20 protein-coding genes are annotated in these 19587 nt (G+C 35.9%); 10 read left to right on the forward strand and 10 right to left on the reverse strand.

What is annotated here, in order from left to right:
* Positions 1-393: 393 nt before the first annotated feature.
* The 5 genes from GXZ72_01405 to GXZ72_01425 all read right to left on the reverse strand — a co-directional run bounded on the left by GXZ72_01405 (position 394) and on the right by GXZ72_01425 (position 3999).
* Complete coding sequence (locus GXZ72_01405; protein ID HHT18211.1) at positions 394-741, reverse strand: DUF488 domain-containing protein; 348 nt, start codon at positions 739-741, stop codon at positions 394-396.
* 18 nt (positions 742-759) lie between these two features.
* Complete coding sequence (locus GXZ72_01410) at positions 760-1224, reverse strand: HIT family protein (protein HHT18212.1); 465 nt, start codon at positions 1222-1224, stop codon at positions 760-762.
* A gap of 381 nt (positions 1225-1605) precedes the next feature.
* On the reverse strand, positions 1606-2343 hold the full coding sequence (locus GXZ72_01415; GenBank protein ID HHT18213.1) for a metal-dependent hydrolase: 738 nt from the start codon (positions 2341-2343) through the stop codon (positions 1606-1608).
* Positions 2344-2418: 75 nt separating this feature from the next.
* The gene (locus tag GXZ72_01420; GenBank protein HHT18214.1) at positions 2419-3135 is read right to left on the reverse strand and encodes a succinylglutamate desuccinylase; all 717 of its coding nucleotides are present in this window, start codon (positions 3133-3135) and stop codon (positions 2419-2421) included.
* A gap of 114 nt (positions 3136-3249) precedes the next feature.
* Positions 3250-3999 carry a SagB/ThcOx family dehydrogenase gene (locus tag GXZ72_01425; GenBank protein ID HHT18215.1) on the reverse strand — a complete coding sequence of 250 codons (750 nt, stop codon included), beginning with the start codon at positions 3997-3999 and terminating at the stop codon, positions 3250-3252.
* A gap of 157 nt (positions 4000-4156) precedes the next feature.
* Between GXZ72_01425 and GXZ72_01430 the strand changes: the two genes are divergently transcribed.
* The 9 genes from GXZ72_01430 to mcrA all read left to right on the forward strand — a co-directional run bounded on the left by GXZ72_01430 (position 4157) and on the right by mcrA (position 12470).
* On the forward strand, positions 4157-4504 hold the full coding sequence (locus GXZ72_01430) for a hypothetical protein (GenBank protein HHT18216.1): 348 nt from the start codon (positions 4157-4159) through the stop codon (positions 4502-4504).
* A complete protein-coding gene (locus tag GXZ72_01435; GenBank protein ID HHT18217.1) occupies positions 4501-5088 on the forward strand; it encodes a DUF4405 domain-containing protein in 588 nt (195 codons plus the stop codon). The genes GXZ72_01430 and GXZ72_01435 overlap by 4 nt, the downstream gene beginning before the upstream one ends.
* Before the next feature lie 197 nt (positions 5089-5285).
* Entirely contained in the window at positions 5286-6464 is a 1179-nt protein-coding gene (locus tag GXZ72_01440; GenBank protein HHT18218.1) for an argininosuccinate synthase, read from the forward strand.
* Positions 6465-6529: 65 nt separating this feature from the next.
* Positions 6530-6790 (forward strand): sigmaK-factor processing regulatory BofA, encoded by a 261-nt coding sequence (locus tag GXZ72_01445; GenBank protein ID HHT18219.1) that lies wholly within the window; start codon positions 6530-6532, stop codon positions 6788-6790.
* 171 nt (positions 6791-6961) lie between these two features.
* Positions 6962-7690: a TetR/AcrR family transcriptional regulator gene (locus tag GXZ72_01450; protein HHT18220.1), complete on the forward strand. Its 729-nt coding sequence runs from the start codon at positions 6962-6964 to the stop codon at positions 7688-7690.
* A 487-nt stretch (positions 7691-8177) separates the two neighbouring features.
* On the forward strand, positions 8178-9509 hold the full coding sequence (gene mcrB, locus GXZ72_01455) for a coenzyme-B sulfoethylthiotransferase subunit beta (protein HHT18221.1): 1332 nt from the start codon (positions 8178-8180) through the stop codon (positions 9507-9509).
* 19 nt (positions 9510-9528) lie between these two features.
* Positions 9529-10014, forward strand: coding sequence for a methyl-coenzyme M reductase operon protein D (gene mcrD / locus GXZ72_01460; GenBank protein ID HHT18222.1), 486 nt, complete (start codon positions 9529-9531; stop codon positions 10012-10014).
* A 6-nt stretch (positions 10015-10020) separates the two neighbouring features.
* Positions 10021-10821 (forward strand): coenzyme-B sulfoethylthiotransferase subunit gamma, encoded by an 801-nt coding sequence (gene mcrG / locus GXZ72_01465; GenBank protein HHT18223.1) that lies wholly within the window; start codon positions 10021-10023, stop codon positions 10819-10821.
* Positions 10818-12470 carry a coenzyme-B sulfoethylthiotransferase subunit alpha gene (gene mcrA, locus GXZ72_01470; protein HHT18224.1) on the forward strand — a complete coding sequence of 551 codons (1653 nt, stop codon included), beginning with the start codon at positions 10818-10820 and terminating at the stop codon, positions 12468-12470. Before mcrG ends, mcrA begins: the two co-directional genes overlap by 4 nt.
* A gap of 68 nt (positions 12471-12538) precedes the next feature.
* Here mcrA and GXZ72_01475 read toward each other — a convergent pair whose 3' ends face one another.
* Positions 12539-14029 carry an NAD(P)H-hydrate dehydratase gene (locus GXZ72_01475; protein ID HHT18225.1) on the reverse strand — a complete coding sequence of 497 codons (1491 nt, stop codon included), beginning with the start codon at positions 14027-14029 and terminating at the stop codon, positions 12539-12541.
* A 122-nt stretch (positions 14030-14151) separates the two neighbouring features.
* On the opposite strand from GXZ72_01475, the gene GXZ72_01480 reads away from it, so the two are divergent.
* Positions 14152-16077 carry a hypothetical protein gene (locus GXZ72_01480; GenBank protein ID HHT18226.1) on the forward strand — a complete coding sequence of 642 codons (1926 nt, stop codon included), beginning with the start codon at positions 14152-14154 and terminating at the stop codon, positions 16075-16077.
* Positions 16078-16115: 38 nt separating this feature from the next.
* Here GXZ72_01480 and fhcD read toward each other — a convergent pair whose 3' ends face one another.
* From fhcD to GXZ72_01500, 4 genes are all read right to left on the reverse strand, one after another.
* Entirely contained in the window at positions 16116-17015 is a 900-nt protein-coding gene (fhcD, locus tag GXZ72_01485; protein ID HHT18227.1) for a formylmethanofuran--tetrahydromethanopterin N-formyltransferase, read from the reverse strand.
* A 21-nt stretch (positions 17016-17036) separates the two neighbouring features.
* Positions 17037-17429 (reverse strand): flavin-nucleotide-binding protein, encoded by a 393-nt coding sequence (locus GXZ72_01490; GenBank protein HHT18228.1) that lies wholly within the window; start codon positions 17427-17429, stop codon positions 17037-17039.
* 228 nt (positions 17430-17657) lie between these two features.
* Positions 17658-18674, reverse strand: coding sequence for a UPF0104 family protein (locus GXZ72_01495; protein ID HHT18229.1), 1017 nt, complete (start codon positions 18672-18674; stop codon positions 17658-17660).
* A 132-nt stretch (positions 18675-18806) separates the two neighbouring features.
* The gene (locus tag GXZ72_01500) at positions 18807-19289 is read right to left on the reverse strand and encodes a metallophosphoesterase (GenBank protein HHT18230.1); all 483 of its coding nucleotides are present in this window, start codon (positions 19287-19289) and stop codon (positions 18807-18809) included.
* Between the last annotated feature and the right edge of the window lie 298 nt (positions 19290-19587).

A 19587-nucleotide genomic window follows, 5' to 3' on the forward strand; every position in this document is an offset into this window, starting at 1 on the left:
ATGATATATAAAGATAACTAAATTAATTTTAACTCCTTATAAAAACGACATTTCCATCTTCTGATCCATGTTGTGGGATGTCTTAGAAGAGGAAGTACCCCGTTATCATTAAAAAGTAAAAATTTAGAAGAATACTCGAATTTAAGAAAAAGTTGGATAACATAGCAAAAAATATCATCATATTTAATGGTAAATAGTATTTTTCACAGATATTTGCCCCTGAATTATTAAAAAAAACTGAGAATATACTGCATTACTTGGCAGCAATCAGAACAATATTAATCATCCCAATTATATAGTGTGGTTGGGAAAAAAACTACAGTGCCCCATAATAAGTAAAAACCATTTTAATTGATTCTAAAATCATAAAACTGTACCCAAAAAAAAATTTTATTAATAATTTTTTAATATTTCTAATAAAACCACAGCATTGTTATGTTTTTCATCTTTAGCTGCATATATTAGAGTTAAATTTCCTTCTTTTTCTTCAATTTTTTTGATTTGTTCTAATTGATCTGTTTTTTCCTTGAGTTCATCAGTGTACTTGTCTCGGAATTCTTCCCATTTTTGAGGATCATGTCCAAATGATTTTCGAAGTTCATTGGATGGGGCAATTTCCTTAAGCCATAGATTTATCCCCAGTTTTTCCTTGCTTAAACCACGGGGCCATAAGCGATCAATTAATATTCTAAAACCATCAGTTTCATTTGCTTCTTCGTATGCTCTTTTTATTTGGATCATTTTACAACCTGTTAAACCTTAGATGTTTGAAATTAAAGGTTTTTTAATTATTTGGGCCAATTTTTCCATTGTTTTATCTGGAATCTCTTTTTTTATTGGAAGAGGAATATGGCCAAAATCAGGGTCTTTGAAAACAATACCATCAAAATCCACTGGATATTTATATCTAGGAATAAAATGCCAGTGAATTTCTGGATTAGGATTTTTACTCCGGAAAGTAGAGTTCTTAAAACAGCTCCAATTGTAAAGTGTGGGGTTAAAATTTATTTCCAGTGAGTTTTCAAGTTTTTTAACGACAAAAGCAAAATCAATCCATTCTTCATTATTGACTTGGGATAAATCTTGAGTACGCCTTTTTAGGGCTACCACACAAGTTCCCAGATAGCGTTGACTGGGTGCAAGATATATTTTCCAGTAGGTTGTCTCCCAAATGAGTTTTCCATATCCGCCAATGATCTGACAATATTCGCAACTAGAATTCATGAAAAAACCATGATGAGTTTTATTAATATAATAATTATATCCATCTAATACTTATTTATTTCAATTATTTAAAATTTCTTAATATTCTGTAATTGTATTGAAAACTATAAAATAATAGGCAAATAACGTTTTAAAATTTGTAAATCTATGGTTTTTCCAATAAAATAAGTTATTAAGCCATGAAGTGATAAATTAGCTTGAATAGGCTTAATCTTGCTGGAGTATGTCGGGTGTGGTGTTTTAATGGGGGGGAAAACTTCAAAATTAGCATCTAGATGACCCTATTCAAATTTCTATGTTTTAAAAAAATTATTTCTCATTTTTTAAAATGAATTCAGATCCTCCTGAAAATTTTTCTTAAAAATAAATGTTAACAACGTTTTAATATAATTTATATTTAGAATACTCGGCTAAATTTTTAATAAACATGTTCAGGGTAAGAATAAAATCATTTCCAGGGTAAAAATTAAATATAACTACGAAAATTGCCCATAACACTAGAAAGAATGATCCTGCTAATTTTCCATAACTGTGTTTCCACAGTGGTTCAAAAAGTTTAACACCATTCCCAGTGAAGAGGTCCAGAATCAGATGGCTTAAAGAACCAACAAATAGTGCTGTGTAGATGTATAAAAAGTTAAAATTGGTTTCAGGCATCAAAAAGATTCCAACAGAAACAAGTAAAGCATATAAAATCAACACCCCCCTATTAAGAATCATGACCCCTATTATTATTGCTGTCAAGTAAATTGCCACCATGTAATCTACTTTAAAAAGGATTAAAATGTTTTGGAAACTTAAAACGAAAATTGCCAGACAGAATGATGTCAAACATATCCCGGGAATTGAATGGACAAATCCCCTGTGTTGGGCTAAAAAGAAAAAAAATGCTATGCTAATGAGTAATATGCCTGGAAACGGAGTTAAATTTAAAAATAGTAATATAAATGCCAGAATTCCTCCTGAAAAGGCCATTATAAACAAGTTTCTGTAACGAAAACTGTTATCCAGATCAACCATCGAAGCACCGATAACAGCCAGAGACAAATAATATACATCTGGAAAGAATGGAATTACCATTAAAAGTGAAAATAAAATATGTTTTTTATAAGAAGACATAAGATCAGTTAAAAATGATGCTTGATATAAGCTTTATCCTCTTACTATCATGATATTTGAATTAAAGGAAAATAATTAAATAATCTTAAAAAACTCCATAAATGACTTCATCTGGAGAAAAGATCGTTCGACACTCCCTGAATCTACTAATCCATTTCTTGAAACAACTTCACACGTCACTGCAGGTATTTTGCTAATGTTTAACTCATCTTCCAAGGCTCCACCATACAAAGTACCTGCTTTTTCCTGTGATATGACCTTGGAAGATGTCTGACTGGTTATATGTTCAGCTATTTTAAAGCTCTCATAACAAGGTTCTTTAGAACAAAAAACACTTTCCACTCCAGGATTACTATGGGGCTGGGTTGAGTGAAAATCTGCTGCAGCTTCAATTTCTAACTTTTGAGCGGTTTTTAAGATTGTATTTGATATGTATCCTTCTTTAGACGTCTTTCTATTCATATCCCATCCTTGAAACCTGCGTGAATTCTTCATGGTAGCATAAGGAATGGCTATGGGCACCATAAATACTGTTCCTCTAATTTTTTTATTTTTTAGATGATCAATTAGTTGAAAAAACGCTAATTGAGGTGGAAGTTCATTACCATGTATTCCACCGCATAAAAAAATACGAGGAGATCCAGAACCCAGTTTTAAAAGAGGAGTTCCATTTTTTGCCACTTCAATAATATTCTTTCCAATCTTATCAGGGGCTAAATGTTTCATGAACTTTTTGTTCAGAGTAATATCCCCTCCAGTATCTTGCGATATAGTTGAAATATCAACTTGCATATTGTTCACCGCAAACCCCATTAAACCATCGAAGTATTAATCTAATTTGAAGATTAAAAAGCTTTCATCATGTGTAAGACTTATTTTCCCCATAAACTCAGATTTTTTTACTAATTATCCTCGGTTGCCAACTGGATAAATGTAAAGAGGTGTTTCATTAGCAGGTAACTTGAAAAGACTTATCATCTGATCATCATAGAAGGAACCTATGGCCACTGTTACCAGCCCACGGGATGCTGCTTCCAAATATATGTTTTGGCCAATATGGCCTGCTTCCATGTCCACAAATCGGGTGCATAAATTTTTATCGGAATATTTGTTTTGCATTTTAAGATAATTTCCAGTGATTATCAGATTAATAGGAGCGTCATTCACCCATTTTTGTTTATGTGCAGCTTGTGATAAGTTATATCTCATATCACCCCTTACAATCATTTCTAATGTGTGATTGAAAGGATTATAATGATATATTCCTGCTTCTAATTCTTGGACGCCATTATTACCTACAACCAGATAGATTTCCATTGGGAAAACACCCCCAGCAGAAGGAGTGGTTCTAAAATTCCTTTCAAAATCAGTTATGCCCTGAGCAGCCCATAACAGTTGTGAAACATCCTTTAAACTAAGAGGAGTTGCACTGAATCTTCTGACTGAACGCCGATTTTGGATGGCTTGATCAACAGACATATTACTGGCAATTTCTACTTGAGGGAGATCTACTGTTGCCAGGATCTCTCTAGACTGATTTATAGGTTGATCTTTAACTCCAACAGGTGGCATGAAAACTGAATATCCAATGTAAACTATTAAAAAGACTGAAAGCAGAATTATCGCTGCGAGGACAAATTTGCTCTTTTTTTGCATTTTTTCACCAGATGGTGATCTATATATTACATCATGACAATTAACTTTTAAAACACATTAATACTCAATTGATATATTAAATTATCCTAAGTGAAGAATTTTTATCAATCGGATAAATTAAGAAAATTTATATAAAAAAAGGTCATTCAGGATTATTATGATTTATGACTTTATAATCGTGTCTATTCTGTTGTTATTAGCTTATCTTGGGAGTTACACCCTTTATCATAAGAATTTTATAAGCAGGGCTGTTCATATCCGTTTATGGAATATATTAATTCTATTTTCATTTTTAGTGTCTGCTGGAGCGGGTTTAACGCTTTTAAGCCTTGTTGAATGTGGTTTGGCTTTGCCAATTAGTCAGAGTTTTTTATACTGGCACATTAAGTTTGGCATGTCCATGTTCTGGATTGCCCTGTTTCACATGCACTCCTACTGGAAGTCATCCAAGAACATTAAAATCCCAGATATCCCTCTAAGGAAAGAAAAGGGGGGAAAATATTGAAAAAAATATGTTTATTGGTTTTTATTATTTTTTTAACTCCGATTGTCATTTATGCTTGGAATGATTGCCCATATGGCCTCGTAAATGATCCGTTTCCTGGTCAATGCCCACGATATGAGGATACAAATCAAGATGGTGTGTGTGACCATTCCCAATCTCCTTCAAGATCGTCCCTCAATAACAGCTCAGATAATGAGCACAGAGGCAAAAAGGGAGACATTGGTGTGAATATTAGCTCTTTAGATACTCAAAAAGCAAAATTTGTTCCGAAAGGAAATTATTATCTAGTTCCACTCTCTATAACCACCCTTATCATCTATTTGGTTACTTACCTTTTTTATTTAGAAAACCGATTAAAGAGAGATATTTTCTATAAAATTTGGAATTATGTCCTGATTTTCAGCTTTTTGGTAACTGGAGTAACTGGTTTGATCTTGATGATAGTTGTTAGCCAAAGCATAAGATCTTCCTGGAATTTGACCATTGATTTTTGGCACGCTGAATTTGCCATTATCATGGTAGTTAGCACCTTATTCCACTTTCATCTATACTGGAACCAGTTGAAAAATGTTTTCAAAGGTTAATCCAAAAGATATTGTATTTTTCGAGGAATATTGCAATTTTGCAATCTGTTTAAAAAAAGAATTTTGGTAAAATTGGAGAATAAGATTTACAACAATTCTTATAAAGTTTTTTATATTGCTGCCATCAAAACTAAATCAATATTTATTCTAACTATACAAAAACATCAATGAAGGATAAGAATTGAGGAGATTTAAAAATGGAAAAAGTTGTTCTGGCGTTCAGCGGTGGGCTGGACACCTCAGTATGCATAAAATTACTTGAAGAAGAATATGATAAAAAAGTTATAACTGCCTGTGTTGATGTAGGGCAACCTGAGGATGAAATAACAAGACCTGCCAAATTATCAACTGAAATGGGGCTTGAACATTATACCATAGATGCTAAAGAGGAATTTGCTCGTGAATTTATCTTCCGAGCAATAAAGGCCAATGCTGTTTATGAGGGTTACCCACTTTCAACTGCATTAGCCAGACCACTTATTGCCATTAAAATTGTTGAACTCGCTGAAAAAGTAGGTGCCACTGCTATAGCTCATGGTTGTACTGGTAAAGGAAATGATCAATTCCGTTTTGAGTCTATCATTAGATCTTATTCTGATAGTGATGTTATAGCACCAATAAGGGATTTAAACTTAACGAGAAGTGAAGAAATTGCCTATGCAAAGTCCCATGGAATTCCACTCCCTTCAGATAAGCTTTACAGTATTGATGAAAACTTGTGGGGGCGTTCAATAGAAGGTGATATTCTAGAGGATCCTATGGTGGAAACCCCTGAAAAAGCTTTTAGTTGGACTTGTTCCACCGAAGATGCTCCTGATAAACCAGAAATTATTGAAATATCCTTTGAGGAAGGAGTTCCAACCGAAATAAACGGAGAACTAATGGGCCCTCTTGATATTATCCAAGAATGCAATAAAGTTGCCGGCATGCATGGAATTGGCAGGATTGACATTATGGAAGACCGTATCATCGGCCTTAAATCAAGGGAAAACTATGAAACACCTGGTGCTTGTCTTTTAATTGCAGCCCATCGTGCCTTAGAACAACTGGTTTTAACCAGGGAAGAGATTAAGTTCTCTGAAATTGTATCATTAACCTATTCTGAACTAGTTTATAATGGATTATGGCATGAACCACTAAGAGATGATTTGGATCAGCTTATTGACAATATGCAGGGCCGAGTTTGTGGAAATGTACGTTTGAAATTGCACAAAGGTAGTATACGCATTTTAGGACGAAAATCACCATTTAGTTTGTACCAAGAGGAAGCCGTGTCCTTTGAAGATAAGGAAATGGATCAAAGAGAAATTGCAGGCATGGTTAAAAACTATGGAATACAAGCAGCTTGTTATCAGGATGTTTGTCGCCGAAAATAGTAAAAGAACTTGTTAAAAAATTATAAATCCATTAAAATTGTTTTAGATGAACGAGGAATGCTAATATGGATATCTTGACTATGATTATTATTGTCATTGTCCTAGTGGTTTTGGGAGTTATTGGGATAGGGATTCTCTTTAAACTGGGAAAAATTGCTTTTAGCATTCTTTTGCACATGTTAACTGGATGGATATTACTATTTGTCTGGAACATATTGCCCTTTTTCAAGATCCCTATCAACGTGTTATCAGTTTTGGTCGCGGGTTTTGGGGGAATTTTTGGTGTTGGTGTGCTAATTTTCGCCAAAGCATTGGGTTTCTATTAACCAGAGATGTTTTTTTATAAGTTATGAGAATTTTAGAGTTATCATTAGAAATTTAATTTTTCAAAGTATCAAAATAAACAAATAACTAAAAGCTAATTGTTTCCATACTATTAAACCATAGTATTACAATAACTCTAGGTCAGTTATTAACCATTGTTTAGAGGTAAAGTAATGTCCATTAAAGATCGGAGGAAAAGAGAAAGGGAACAAAGAAGGAATGATATCATTAATGCTGCTGAAAAATTATTCTTTGCAGGTGGGTATGATGATGTTTCCATGAATGACATTGCTAATGAAGTTGAACTGAGTAAAGCTACTCTTTATCTCTACTTTAATAATAAAGAAGAACTTTTTTTTTCTATTGTCTTGCGGGGTACATTAATATTGAATTCCACTATAAAAGCTGAAGTTCAAAAATCAAAAACTGGAATTGATAAAGTTTCGGCTTTTAGAAAAGCTTATAATAACTTCACAAATGATTATCCAGATTATATGCGGATTTATAAATACTTCCAATCAGGAAGATTTGATATAAAGAAAATAATAGATGAAAATCATATTCATGACGTTATAACTGAGATTAATGGAGAATTTGTAGTTAAAACAAGCTTGGATGAGGAAAATTTGGTTGATGAATATTTAAAAAGGATCATGGAATTGCGTTCAGAAAGATTAATTATTATGTGTAATTCTATCAAAACCGGTATAGACGATGGCACCATTCGTCCGGATGTAGATCCAGTTGAAGCAGCTGTATTATTATCATCAATTTCTAAAAAAATGTCAAATATTCCTCTAGATCATGAAAAAATCCTTGAAAGTCGAGGAATTGATCATGATAAATTCGTTGCTGATGTTGAAAAATTAATCAGATATATGATAATGAACTCTTCCAATTAGCAATTCCTCGGTCTATTACAATTTTCATTAAATAACCAAAAAAAAAGAATTTCAACATTATGAGCTAATATTCTAATTTAATTGAGGTAAGGTAATATTATTGGCTTAATATTACGTAATTCTATTTTTATTCGAAAATAATTTATTTTTTTAAAATTAAACCATTGTATGAGTTTGCTTTAGATCATATTAATGGAAATTTTGGATTTTATTTATAAACTTTTTTAAAAAAATCAAATCGAAACTCTTATAAAGTTTTACCACTGGTTACTAACTAACCAGTAGTAAGTTTATAATTATTGGTTATTTTATCACTAGTAGTAATATTTTATTTATGCTCACAGTTTCATGATTGATCCAGACATTTGATAGGCACAAAAACAGTCTGGATCTTTTTCACCAATCACATTCCCCCTACAGATTCGAAGAGAGACCTTTGTCAGTCTCTTCTTCAACCCCCTTAAAAAATTAAAGAGGTGTAAACGTTATGCCAACCTATGAAGACAAAATAGACCTATATGGCGCAGATGGAAAGCTTTTAGAGAGTGATGTTCCTCTAGAAGCAGTTAGTCCAATGTTAAACCCTACAATAGAAAACATTGTACAAGAAGTCAAACGGTCCGTTGCAGTAAACTTATCCGGGATTGAAAAATCATTGGAAAAAGCAGCTTACGGCGGAAAATCTAATTTTATTCCAGGTAGAGAATTAAAACTACCAATTGTAGAAAACGTTGATATCATAGCAGAAAAAATCGAAAAAATGATCCGTGTTGATGATGAAGATGACTTCAACTTAAAACTCATCAACAAAGGGGACCAGCTTTTAGTGCAATTACCTTCCCAAAGACTAAAAATGGCAGGAGATTACACTGTTTCAACAATGGTCACAGGATCAGCAGTTGTGCAAGCCATCATCGACACTTTTGATGTTGACAAATTCGAGGCATCATCAGTTAAAACCGCTGTTTTAGGAAAATACCCACAATCAGTTGATTTTGCAGGTGCCAATGTCACCGCCCTACTAGGCCCACCACAAATGCTGGAAGGTATGGGATACGGCCTAAGAAACATTCCTGCCAACCACGTGGTAGCCATTACCAAGAAAAACACTCTAAACGCAGTAGCGTTATCTTCAATCTTGGAACAAACAGCCAACTTTGAAATGGGAGATTCAGTAGGAGCTTTTGAAAGATTCCATTTATTAGGATTAGCATATCAGGGTTTAAATGCTAATAACTTGGTATTTGACTTAGTTAAAGAAAATGGTAAAGGAACTGTTGGAACTGTTGTAACCTCCCTGGTGGAAAGAGCACTTGATGATGGAGTTATCAAAGTGGCCAAAACAATGCCATCAGGATACAATATCTACGAACCAGTAGACTGGGCATTATGGAATGCATACGCAGCAGCAGGATTAATAAGTTCAGTTATAGTGAATATTGGGGCTTCTAGAGCAGCTCAGGGAGTTGCATCCACTTTACTGTACTACAATGATATACTCGAATTTGAAACCAGCCTACCCGGTGCAGATTATGGCCGTGTAGAGGGAACTGGAGTTGGAATGAGCTTTTTCTCCCACTCTATATATGGAGGAGGAGGTCCAGGAATCTTCCACGGAAACCACGTTGTAACCAGACACAGTAAAGGATTTGCAATACCATGTACAGCAGCAGCAATGTGTTTGGACGCAGGAACACAAATGTTCTCACCAGAAATGACATCAGGAATGGTTGGAAACATATACAGCGATATTGAGTATTTCAAAGAGCCACTCAAATACGTAGCTGATGGTGCTCGCGAAATAAAAGAAGAAATATAATTTGGTTCAGGTGATCAAGATGGAACCAATCAAGGCCATTGATGTGAAAATATTCCCTCACAGACGCTTGAAACCAGAAACCACTGAAACCATTCTTAATGAATTACTGGAACTAAAAGGATCCCTTAGATTTCTAGTAAACGGAGAATCTTTGCCCAATGTTGTGGGATATGGCCCTGCAAGAGGAATCAGTGTAAACCATCCTGATAGAAAGACCATTACTGTAAAAGGAAAAAAAGTGGAACTTTTAGTTTCTGTTGGAGAAATAGTAGTCACTGTAAAAGAAGAAAATCTGGAAGAATTCGTTGCCGATACAAAAAATATTCTTGAAAAAATATTAAACTTCGGTTTTGACGTGAAAATAGGTTCATTCACAAGAACAAAGACTACTGTATCAGATTATCTGAAATTAGGTTACGGTATTGAAGAAAATTTTGATCCCAGCCTAGTGGGAATAGTTGATCCCAAAACAAATTCCAAAGAAACTGTGAAGTTAATTAGGTGATTAAATATGTCATACAAACCCCAGTACACACCTGGAGAAACAAAAATAGCTCAAAATCGTCGGAATCATATGGATCCAGATTTTGAGATGAAAAAAATCAGAAATATTAATGATGAAGATATTGTTAGCGTTTTAGGTCACAGAAATCCTGGAGAAAATTACAAAACCGTTCACCCTCCCCTGGATGAAATGGATTTCGATGAAGACATGATGAAAGAATTGGTTGATCCAATTCCCGGAGCAAAACAAGGAACAAGAATCAGATACGTACAGTTTGCAGATTCAATGTACAACGCACCTGCACACCCCTACGACCGGGCCCGAACCTACATGTCACGTTTCAGAGGAGTGGACACCGGAACTCTATCTGGAAGACAAGTTATTGAAATTCGAGAACTAGACTTGGAAAAAATTTCAAAAACATTACTAGAAACAGAATTCTTTGACCCTGCAAAGACCGGTTTAAGAGGAGCAACTGTACATGGACACTCACTAAGATTAGATGAAAACGGACTAATGTTCGATGCTCTGCAAAGATACGTATACAATGAAAAAACCCGACAAGTCTCCTACATTAAAGACCAAGTAGGAAGACCACTCGATGCACCTGTAGATGTAGGAGAACCAATGGACGAAGAACACTTAAAAGAAATCACCACCATTTACCGCAGCGACAACGTTGGCATAAGAGAAGATAAAGAAGCCCTTGAAGCAGTTTTAACAATACACGAATCTAGAACTGACGGCGGATATGGATTAGGAGTTTTCAAAAAAGATTTAAAAGCAAAACTGGGTGATGACAAATGAACAATGAGAAAAAGCTATTTTTAAAAGCTTTACAAAGTAAATTTGATGAAGATCCCAAGGAAAATCACACTGATTTTTACTGTTACGGAGGCTGGAAACAATCACCTCGAAAAAAAGAGTTTGATGAGTACGCAAAAAAGGTTGAAAAAGAAAGAGGAATCCCATTCTATAACCCAGACATCGGAGTTCCACTAGGTCAGAGGAAATTAATGGCCTACAAAGTTTCAGGTACTGACACCTATGTGGAAGGAGATGACCTACATTTCTGTAACAACGCTGCAATCCAGCAACTTTCAGATGATATCAAAAGAACCATCATAGTTGGAATGGATACAGCTCATTCTGTTCTGGAAAAACGTTTAGGTGTGGAAGTTACTCCCGAAACTATCAACGAATACATGGAAACTATCAACCATGCCCTTCCAGGCGGTGCAGTTGTTCAAGAACATATGGTAGAAGTTCACCCCGGTCTGGTTGGTGACTGCTACGCCAAACTGTTCACTGGTGATGATACCTTAGCTGATGAACTGGATTCCAGATTCCTCATCGATATTAACAAAGAATTCCCAGAAGAACAAGCCCAAATGCTCAAAGAATATATTGGCAAAAAAACATACCAGATTAGCCGAGTTCCATCCATGGTAGTCCGAGTATGTGATGGTGGAACTGTATCCCGATGGTCTGCAATGCAGATTGGTATGAGTTTCATTGCCGCGTATAAACTATGTGCTGGTGAAGCAGCTATTGCTGATTTTTCATATGCGGCAAAACACGCAGACGTTATAGAAATGGGAAGCATCCTCCCAGCAAGAAGAGCAAGGGGACCAAATGAGCCTGGAGGTATATCCTTCGGTGTAATGGCTGATATGATTCAAACATCCCGTATATCCGATGATCCTGCAAAAATTTCTCTAGAGGTTATTGGAGCAGCAGCCACTATATACGACCAGATCTGGCTAGGTTCTTACATGTCCGGCGGAGTAGGTTTCACACAGTACGCAACAGCAGCTTACACTGACGACATCCTAGATGATTTCGTGTATTACGGTAAAGAATACGTGGATGGTAAATATGGCATCTGTGGAACCAAAGCAAGCACTGAAGTAGTTCACGACATAGCCGCCGAAGTAACCATGTACGGAATGGAACAATACGAATACCCCGCTCTCCTTGAAGACCATTTTGGAGGTTCTCAACGAGCTGCAGTTGTTTCTGCTGCTGCAGGATGTTCAGTTGCCTTTGCAACAGGGAACTCCAATGCTGGAATCAATGGATGGTACTTAAGTCAAATTCTCCACAAAGAAACCCACAGCAGACTCGGTTTCTACGGTTACGACTTGCAAGACCAGTGCGGAGCATCCAACTCCCTATCTATCAGGAGTGATGAAGGTTTGATCCACGAATTACGTGGTCCTAACTACCCTAACTACGCCATGAACGTTGGCCACCAGCCAGAATACGCAGGAATTGCCCAAGCACCACACGCAGCCCGAGGAGACGCTTTCTGTGTGAACCCTCTTATAAAAGTAGCATTTGCTGATAAAGATCTAGCATTTGACTTTACCAGACCAAGAAAGGCCATTGCTAAAGGTGCACTACGAGAATTCGTGCCTGGTGGTGAAAGGGACTTAATCATCCCTGTAAAATAAATATGAAAAAAGAAATTCAATGTGGAAAAATAATAATCCACATTTTTTTTTAATTTTTAATTATTCGATTAAATATCAAAATAATCGTCCATGAAGACTTTTGGGATATATTTCAAAAGATCGGTAGCTTTGAAATTGTAACCAAACTCTTTTTCTGCTAAATCTCCAGCTATACCATTAATATAAGCCCCCAAAAATGCAGATTCAAATCCAGAATGTCCTTGTGCCATTAAGGCCCCAATAACTCCGGCCAGACAATCTCCTGTCCCACCAACTGTCATTCCAGGATTTCCAGTACTATTCAACTTGACTTTATCATTTTGGGCGATTATATCAACTTTTCCCTTTAACAAAACAGTGGTTCCTGATTCTGTTGAAACATCCCTAACCACATTTATTTGGCTTTCCAAATCTTGAGGAACTTTTTGGCCTGAAAAGGCTATGAACTCTCCAGGATGAGGTGTGATAACAGTTTCCTGATTTCTTCGAGGTAAAACACCAGGACCTATAAGTTTAAGGGCATCAGCATCTATTACAATGGGTTTTTCGATTTCAACCGCCAAATCATTAACTGCTAGAGATGTTTCATCCTTTCTGCCAATTCCACAGCCAATAACAACAGAATCAAAGTTTTTAGATAATTTAACTAGTTCATCTGTATCATTGGGATTTAAAAAATCATGTGACAAACTGGTTACTATCAAATCAGGAGAATAAGATTTAATAACTGATGAAACTTCTTGGGGACATGCTACTTGGGCAATATCAACACCAAATGCGAGTGATGAAAGAGCAGCTAAGGCTGGTGCTCCAGAATATTCTCGGTTGCCCCCTATTATTAAAACTCGGCCATTTTGACCCTTATGGGATATACTATCCCTATCTTCTATTCTTAAAATATCTCCTGGTCCTGTAAAGAGTTCAGCTTCTTTTGGAATTCCTATATCGCAAACTTCGATACTGCCCACATATTCCACACTAGCCATGTTCAGACCTACTTTCACTTTATGGAAAGTAACAGTTACATCTGCATGGACTGCTTTATCAGTAACCATTCCTGAATCTGGATCAACACCTGTTGGAACATCAACAGCAATTTTAAATCCTTCAGATTGATTTATAATGTCAACTGCACTAGATATGGGTTCTTTAAGATTTCCATGGACACCAGTACCAAGAAGAGCATCAACAATCACTTCTGAATCAGTGGGGCTAAGATATGATGAATCCTTGATGACTTCAATTTTCAATGGACTGGTTCCCTTACTAATTTTTTCCAATACTTCCCAATTCAATCTAGTTTCCTCTGAGTTTATGAGAACTGGATCAGATAAAAAGTATAAATCAACTTCGAATCCATTATTAAGAAGATATCTAGTCGCTACAAATCCATCCCCACCATTACCTCCATTTCCAGCATAAATAGCAACTTTACAAGGATTTTTGTTTTGGATAATCCTATTAGCCAGACATCTTCCGGCATTTTCCATTAAAGAAGTTCTAGGAATGCCCATGGCATCTGCATTGGCATCGACAACCATCATATCCTTTGGGGTCATGTTATCACTACTTATAATTATAATAAAGATGATATTTAACCATGTCCCTACATGTTTTTCTATCAAAAAATTTTTGATAGGTATACATTCAGGAAATAGATTGGTTGCGTAATGGTGATGTTTTGCAAGCCCCAAGTTCAATGCCCATGGTCACTTCAATTCCTTTTTCAGTTATTAAATATCCGATAATTGCAGTAATAGCATTGTTAACTTATGGTTTTATAGGATCTACTTTAATAATGAAATTAGACATTATTAACGCAATCTATTTTACAATCATAACCACTGCAACTGTGGGTTATGGAGATATAAGCCCCCAAAACCCACTTCAAAAGTTTTTTGTGGTTACCCTCGTACTTGGAGGGGCTAGTTTGATAGCTTATGCCTTTACTTTAATCATAATGGTGGTTTCCATGACTGTTGAAGATATTACATCCGGTGCAAGGCATAAAAGATTGCTCAAAGCTGTTAAGAACCATTTCGTACTTTGTGGCTATGGAAGGGTAGGCAGTGCCGTTCATGAAGAACTTTTAAAAAGAAATCAAAGTGTTGTTATCATAGAAAAAGACCAGAAGGTTGTCGAACAAGAACTTTGGAATGATACAAATATTTTAGCCATTTCAGGAGATGCGACAGATGAAGGCGTCATGACCCAAGCCGGCATCCAAAACGCCAGGGGAGTGATCATCACCACTGGCGATGATGTTGATAACCTCTTTATAACATTAACTGCCCGAGAAATACAGCCAGACATCTGGATAGTAACTAGAGCCAGTAAAAAAGTGAATATAAAAAGATTATACCATTCAGGAGCAAATGCGGTAATATCCCCAGAAAGTAGTGGTGCTGAAGATATCTATTTTGCAGCCATCCAACCAACTATAATGAAGATCACAGAGATGCATGATGTTTCAGACATTCGGAAAGAAGCAGAAATCATTCTCAAACACGGTTGCACCCTTGAAAACATTGAATATCATCTTCCAGAGTTCAAAGAACCGCTTGCTCGAAAAATTGGCATAACAAAAATAGAGGAATTGGACCGATTTTTGGAGAGTCTGGATAAAGACCCTAAAAGGAAAAAATCCTTGGAGAGGATCTATGAATCAGTAAGTGGAATTCACTCCCACTGTATCTCAGGACCTGACAAGGAAACTCTTGAAAAAGTAGCCAATAAACTTGAAAAAGAAGAATACCTTCTAGGAGTGGACCTTAACGAAGAAGAGATCAAAGAAGTAGCTCGCGAATATGGTAGGCTTGTGGAAGTAGTTATAAAACCAGAAATTAAGATCACTGAAAACCATTCTGTTTTAGATATCAAAGAAGAAGCAGAAATCATCTTAAATCACGGTTGTACAATTGAAGATATTGAATACTATCTTCCCGGCTTTCAGGAACCTCTAAAAAGAAAAATTGGTGTTTCTGATATAAAAGAAATGGAAAGGTTCCTAATAAGTCTCAAAAAAGATTCAACCCGAATGGAAGCTTTGGAAAGACTTTATACTCTCTCCGGTGGAGGTATTCATTCCCACCGCATAACTGGACCAGACACAAAAAGTCTTAAGTGTGTAGAAAATGAGTTAAAAAAGAAAGGATTCCTTTTAGGAGTAAATTTGAAGAAAGAAGATGTTTTCGACAAAATTAAGGAATATGGAAGGGTTAGTGAACTATTAATACGGCATGACCCTGGAGCAACTGATGACAAAAAAATTATCATAAGTAATGCTGGCAAAATATTAGATTCAAAACATTTTCTTCCGGGTTTAAAGCAAGTAGTTACCAGAAAATTGTATTTGATAGATAATGAAGACCTTAAAAGATGTGAAGAAGAGTATATGAAGCCAGATGCCAAGAGATCCCTGGATACGTTATCCAAAATATCCAAGAATATTCACTCCCACACTGTGTCCGCTGCAGACGTTGATGCCATGGAAAAGATAATCAAAGCCCTTGACAAATCGGGATTATTATTAGGGGCTGATCTTCCTGAAAAGGAGATATGGGATATTGTTGAAAATGCAGATACTGTTGCGTTTCCAGTAACATGACGAAAAAATTGGAAAATGAAAAAGAGTAAAAAAAAAAATTACTCTCGAATCAGATCTTTAAGCCATATTTGGTATGCTCCAAGAGTTCCACCATAGTTTGCAGCATATATCCTTTTAACACCGGATACTTTTACTGCTGCGGCTATTCCTACCTTCATGGCTTCTTTAACAGCATTTTCGCCAACACCATCAATTACAATTTCATAAATCCCTTTTACATCTGAAGGGATCTCACTTTTTACCTGATCACACAAGGTGGGACAGAATTTTTCATTGGTAGTAGCAGACATGAACTTGTACTTGTTGGAACCAACCTTAGAACCAGAGGCAACAATACCTCCCGGGAAGGGAGTTATTGCCCCTTCAACATTCCCAATAGCGTCAACTGCAACTTCAGCACCGACAAGGGCTGCAGTCTGATTTTCAGCCATGACAAAGAAGTTTCCTCCTGCTACTCCTTTTTTAATTCCCAGTTCCCCTTCAATTACGAACTCTCCAGACATGATAGGAATGCTGTAAACTTTCCGTCCAGACATGTTAGCTTCCTTCTCATAACCATCCCCAAAGAATTTAAGTTTAAATCCTATTTTGAGTTTTTCATCAGCGTCTGACCCCATATCATCAAATACTGCGGTGGTTGGAGCTGTGAGAACACATTGACCAATTCTTTCAAGTAACTGGTGTTCCAATTCATCCTTTTTTGGGTGGCAGACCATTACCACGTATCCTGGTCTTCCATCTGGGGTTTCGGAAGGAGGGACATAGCGGTCTATTCCTGCTTCTGCAGGACACATGATCACGGATGACCCAAAACCAACTGTTTCTTCAGCTGCGATCATTGCGAATTTTTTGGTAGCTGCTGTTATTAAAAATTTAGAGACAAATATATCAAAAGCTTCGGCGAATGAGTCTTCTACTGTTACACCATCAATTTTCATTAATAACACTCCTTGAATAAATTAAGCTATCTTTTTACCTTTGTCACCGACTTTAACTGAGTATATTTCAGTTATTGTAATAACAACAGCAGCTTTAGGTTTGGGAGCCAGAGGATTGACATCTTTAACCCATTCCACAACAGCATCAAAATGTTCGCCTTTTTTAAATATTTCTACAGTTCCCTTAAACTGGTAAGGATATCGTGCAGCATCTTGAACTACGAAGGACACTTTGGGATTTTTTTCCAGATTCGCCCGGCTTTTAACCATGTAACTGTCTGCGATTATAACCTTCTTGTTATCCAGTGGTTTGATGAACCCAATAGGGACAACATTTGGAACTCCGTCTGGAGTGGCGGTTGCTAGATAGGCTCTTTCCTTTTCTATAACTTCCATCATTTCTTCGTTCAACATTTCAAAGACCTCCATTTGTCCATAATGACATGGTGTGTTTAATTAGCAAATAAATAATGATTGATTTACATCCTTTTATAATCTTTTTGATTTAATTTTTATGAAATTCGATCCATCCCCTCCCTTGCAAAAAATGTTAACTAGCGATTTTTTTCCATTTACATTGTAAAATGTTTTAAAAAATGAAAATTATGGCAAAAACAAAATAATAAAAACTTATTTAGAGTTTTAAAGTTTTTTAGACATTTTTTCTACTGCATCAGCACCGAAGTATGGTAAAACTGCTACTCCTAATATGGTTGTCATCCAAAAAGATATCAAACGTTCGACTATGGTGGCAGCTGCACTCACTGATGGGGGGATTCCAGCATAGGAATAAAGGAGAATCATCATACCATCAACAGCCCCTAAACCTCCGGGTAGTAAAGGAATCATACCTATTAACGTTGAAATTACAAAAACCACACCTATAATCTCCAAAGGAGCGTTTATGTTCAGGGCAATGAAAATGACATATACTCGGAAAATTTCCAGCCCCCATATGAGAAAAGATAAAGGTATTCCATATAATAGAACCTTGCGGTCAGTTACCATAATCTTCATACTATCCTGAAAGCCTTCCACTGCATTTATGGCTTTCTGTTCGATTTTGTCATGTATTTTACTTGAAATCTTGTTGATAATCCTCAAAACCCATCTAATGGTTCGGTCACCAAATTCGCGGTTTAAAGACATGTATAAAGCTAGCGCAAAAATAATGACTAAAACAATGAGGCAGATTATAAGGGTGATAATCATCCATTGAGGTAAATTAATGTAAAGAACTGCCAAAATGATAGTTAATATGGCTAATGCAATAAAGGGAAATGTATCAAGACCTCTATCTGCAATAACTGTTGCAAATGCATTTTCAGTTGGGGACTGAGAATATTTAGCCAAAATGTACGCCCGAACAGGTTCACCACCACCCCTACCACTGGGTGTGAGATTGTTAATTGCCAATCCCACCAGGAGCATTGGCAATAATTGTCTTCTTTTAATGGATATGTCTAATGAAGAAATGGTTATAGCCCATCTTTCAGTCCAAAGCCAATATATTACTAATTGAATGACTACTGCTAAGATAACATACCAGGGATTTGCTTGTTTAATGGCACTTTCTATCTTTTCCGGGCCAATAAATAGCACCATTATTGCCAGGACACCAATACCTGCTAGCATCAAAAGCAATGTTTTATACTTCAATAATAATCACCATTAATATCCTTAAAGCCAATTCAACTTTTTAATGTAGTCATGAATCTTATAAATCCTATTTTCAACTATTCATCGACAATATTATCTTTTTAATATCAATTGAACAATAAATGAGTGTATTTAAAGTTTAACTAATTCCCAACTCAAATCAGCAGTATCCAACAGTATAACCGTTTTTTCACCAGATAAATAGCCACAAGTCTCTCCAGGGTTGATAACCATTGTTTTTCCTTCTATAACATCGGTTTTGTGAGTGTGACCCCTTATAATCAGATCATAATTACCACTTTTCTGCAGTGCATCAACCAAGGCCTGGTTTGTTCCGTGGATTACCGCGACCTTCCTTCCATTAATTTTTAATTCTTTAAAGTCTTCTAAGACACATAGTTTTTCATATGCCAATCTTAAACCCTGTCTTTCGCCATCGTTATTTCCAAAAATAGCTTCTAGAGGAGCATTGAGCTTTTCAAATTCCATTGCTGTGAAAGGAGATATGAGATCTCCTGCATGGATAACCAACTCCACATTAGCTTGATTAAATACATCTAATGCGCTTCTGATGGCTTTTAAGTTATCATGACTGTCTGACATAATCCCTATCATTTATTATCCCTCAAAATGGAAAAATGAACCGAAATTACTGTAAGGACTATGTTACCAGAACATATATAATTTATCATAAACTGTAAACTTTGAAAAGGAATTATGAGTAAATTATTTTGAGTAATCCACCAAACCAATAACGATTATTCAGAAACTATATCTGTTTATAAATATGTTTAAATAAGCACATAACCTATTATCTTCGATATTTTCCACTGATCCTTTTTATCAAGCACTTTATTGCGTTCTTGAATTTTCAAACAGTACTAACCTGAAAATTATTCTCATTAGTGCTATG

The organism is Methanobacterium sp. (genome assembly GCA_012838205.1).
Taxonomy (GTDB): Archaea; Methanobacteriota; Methanobacteria; order Methanobacteriales; family Methanobacteriaceae; genus Methanobacterium.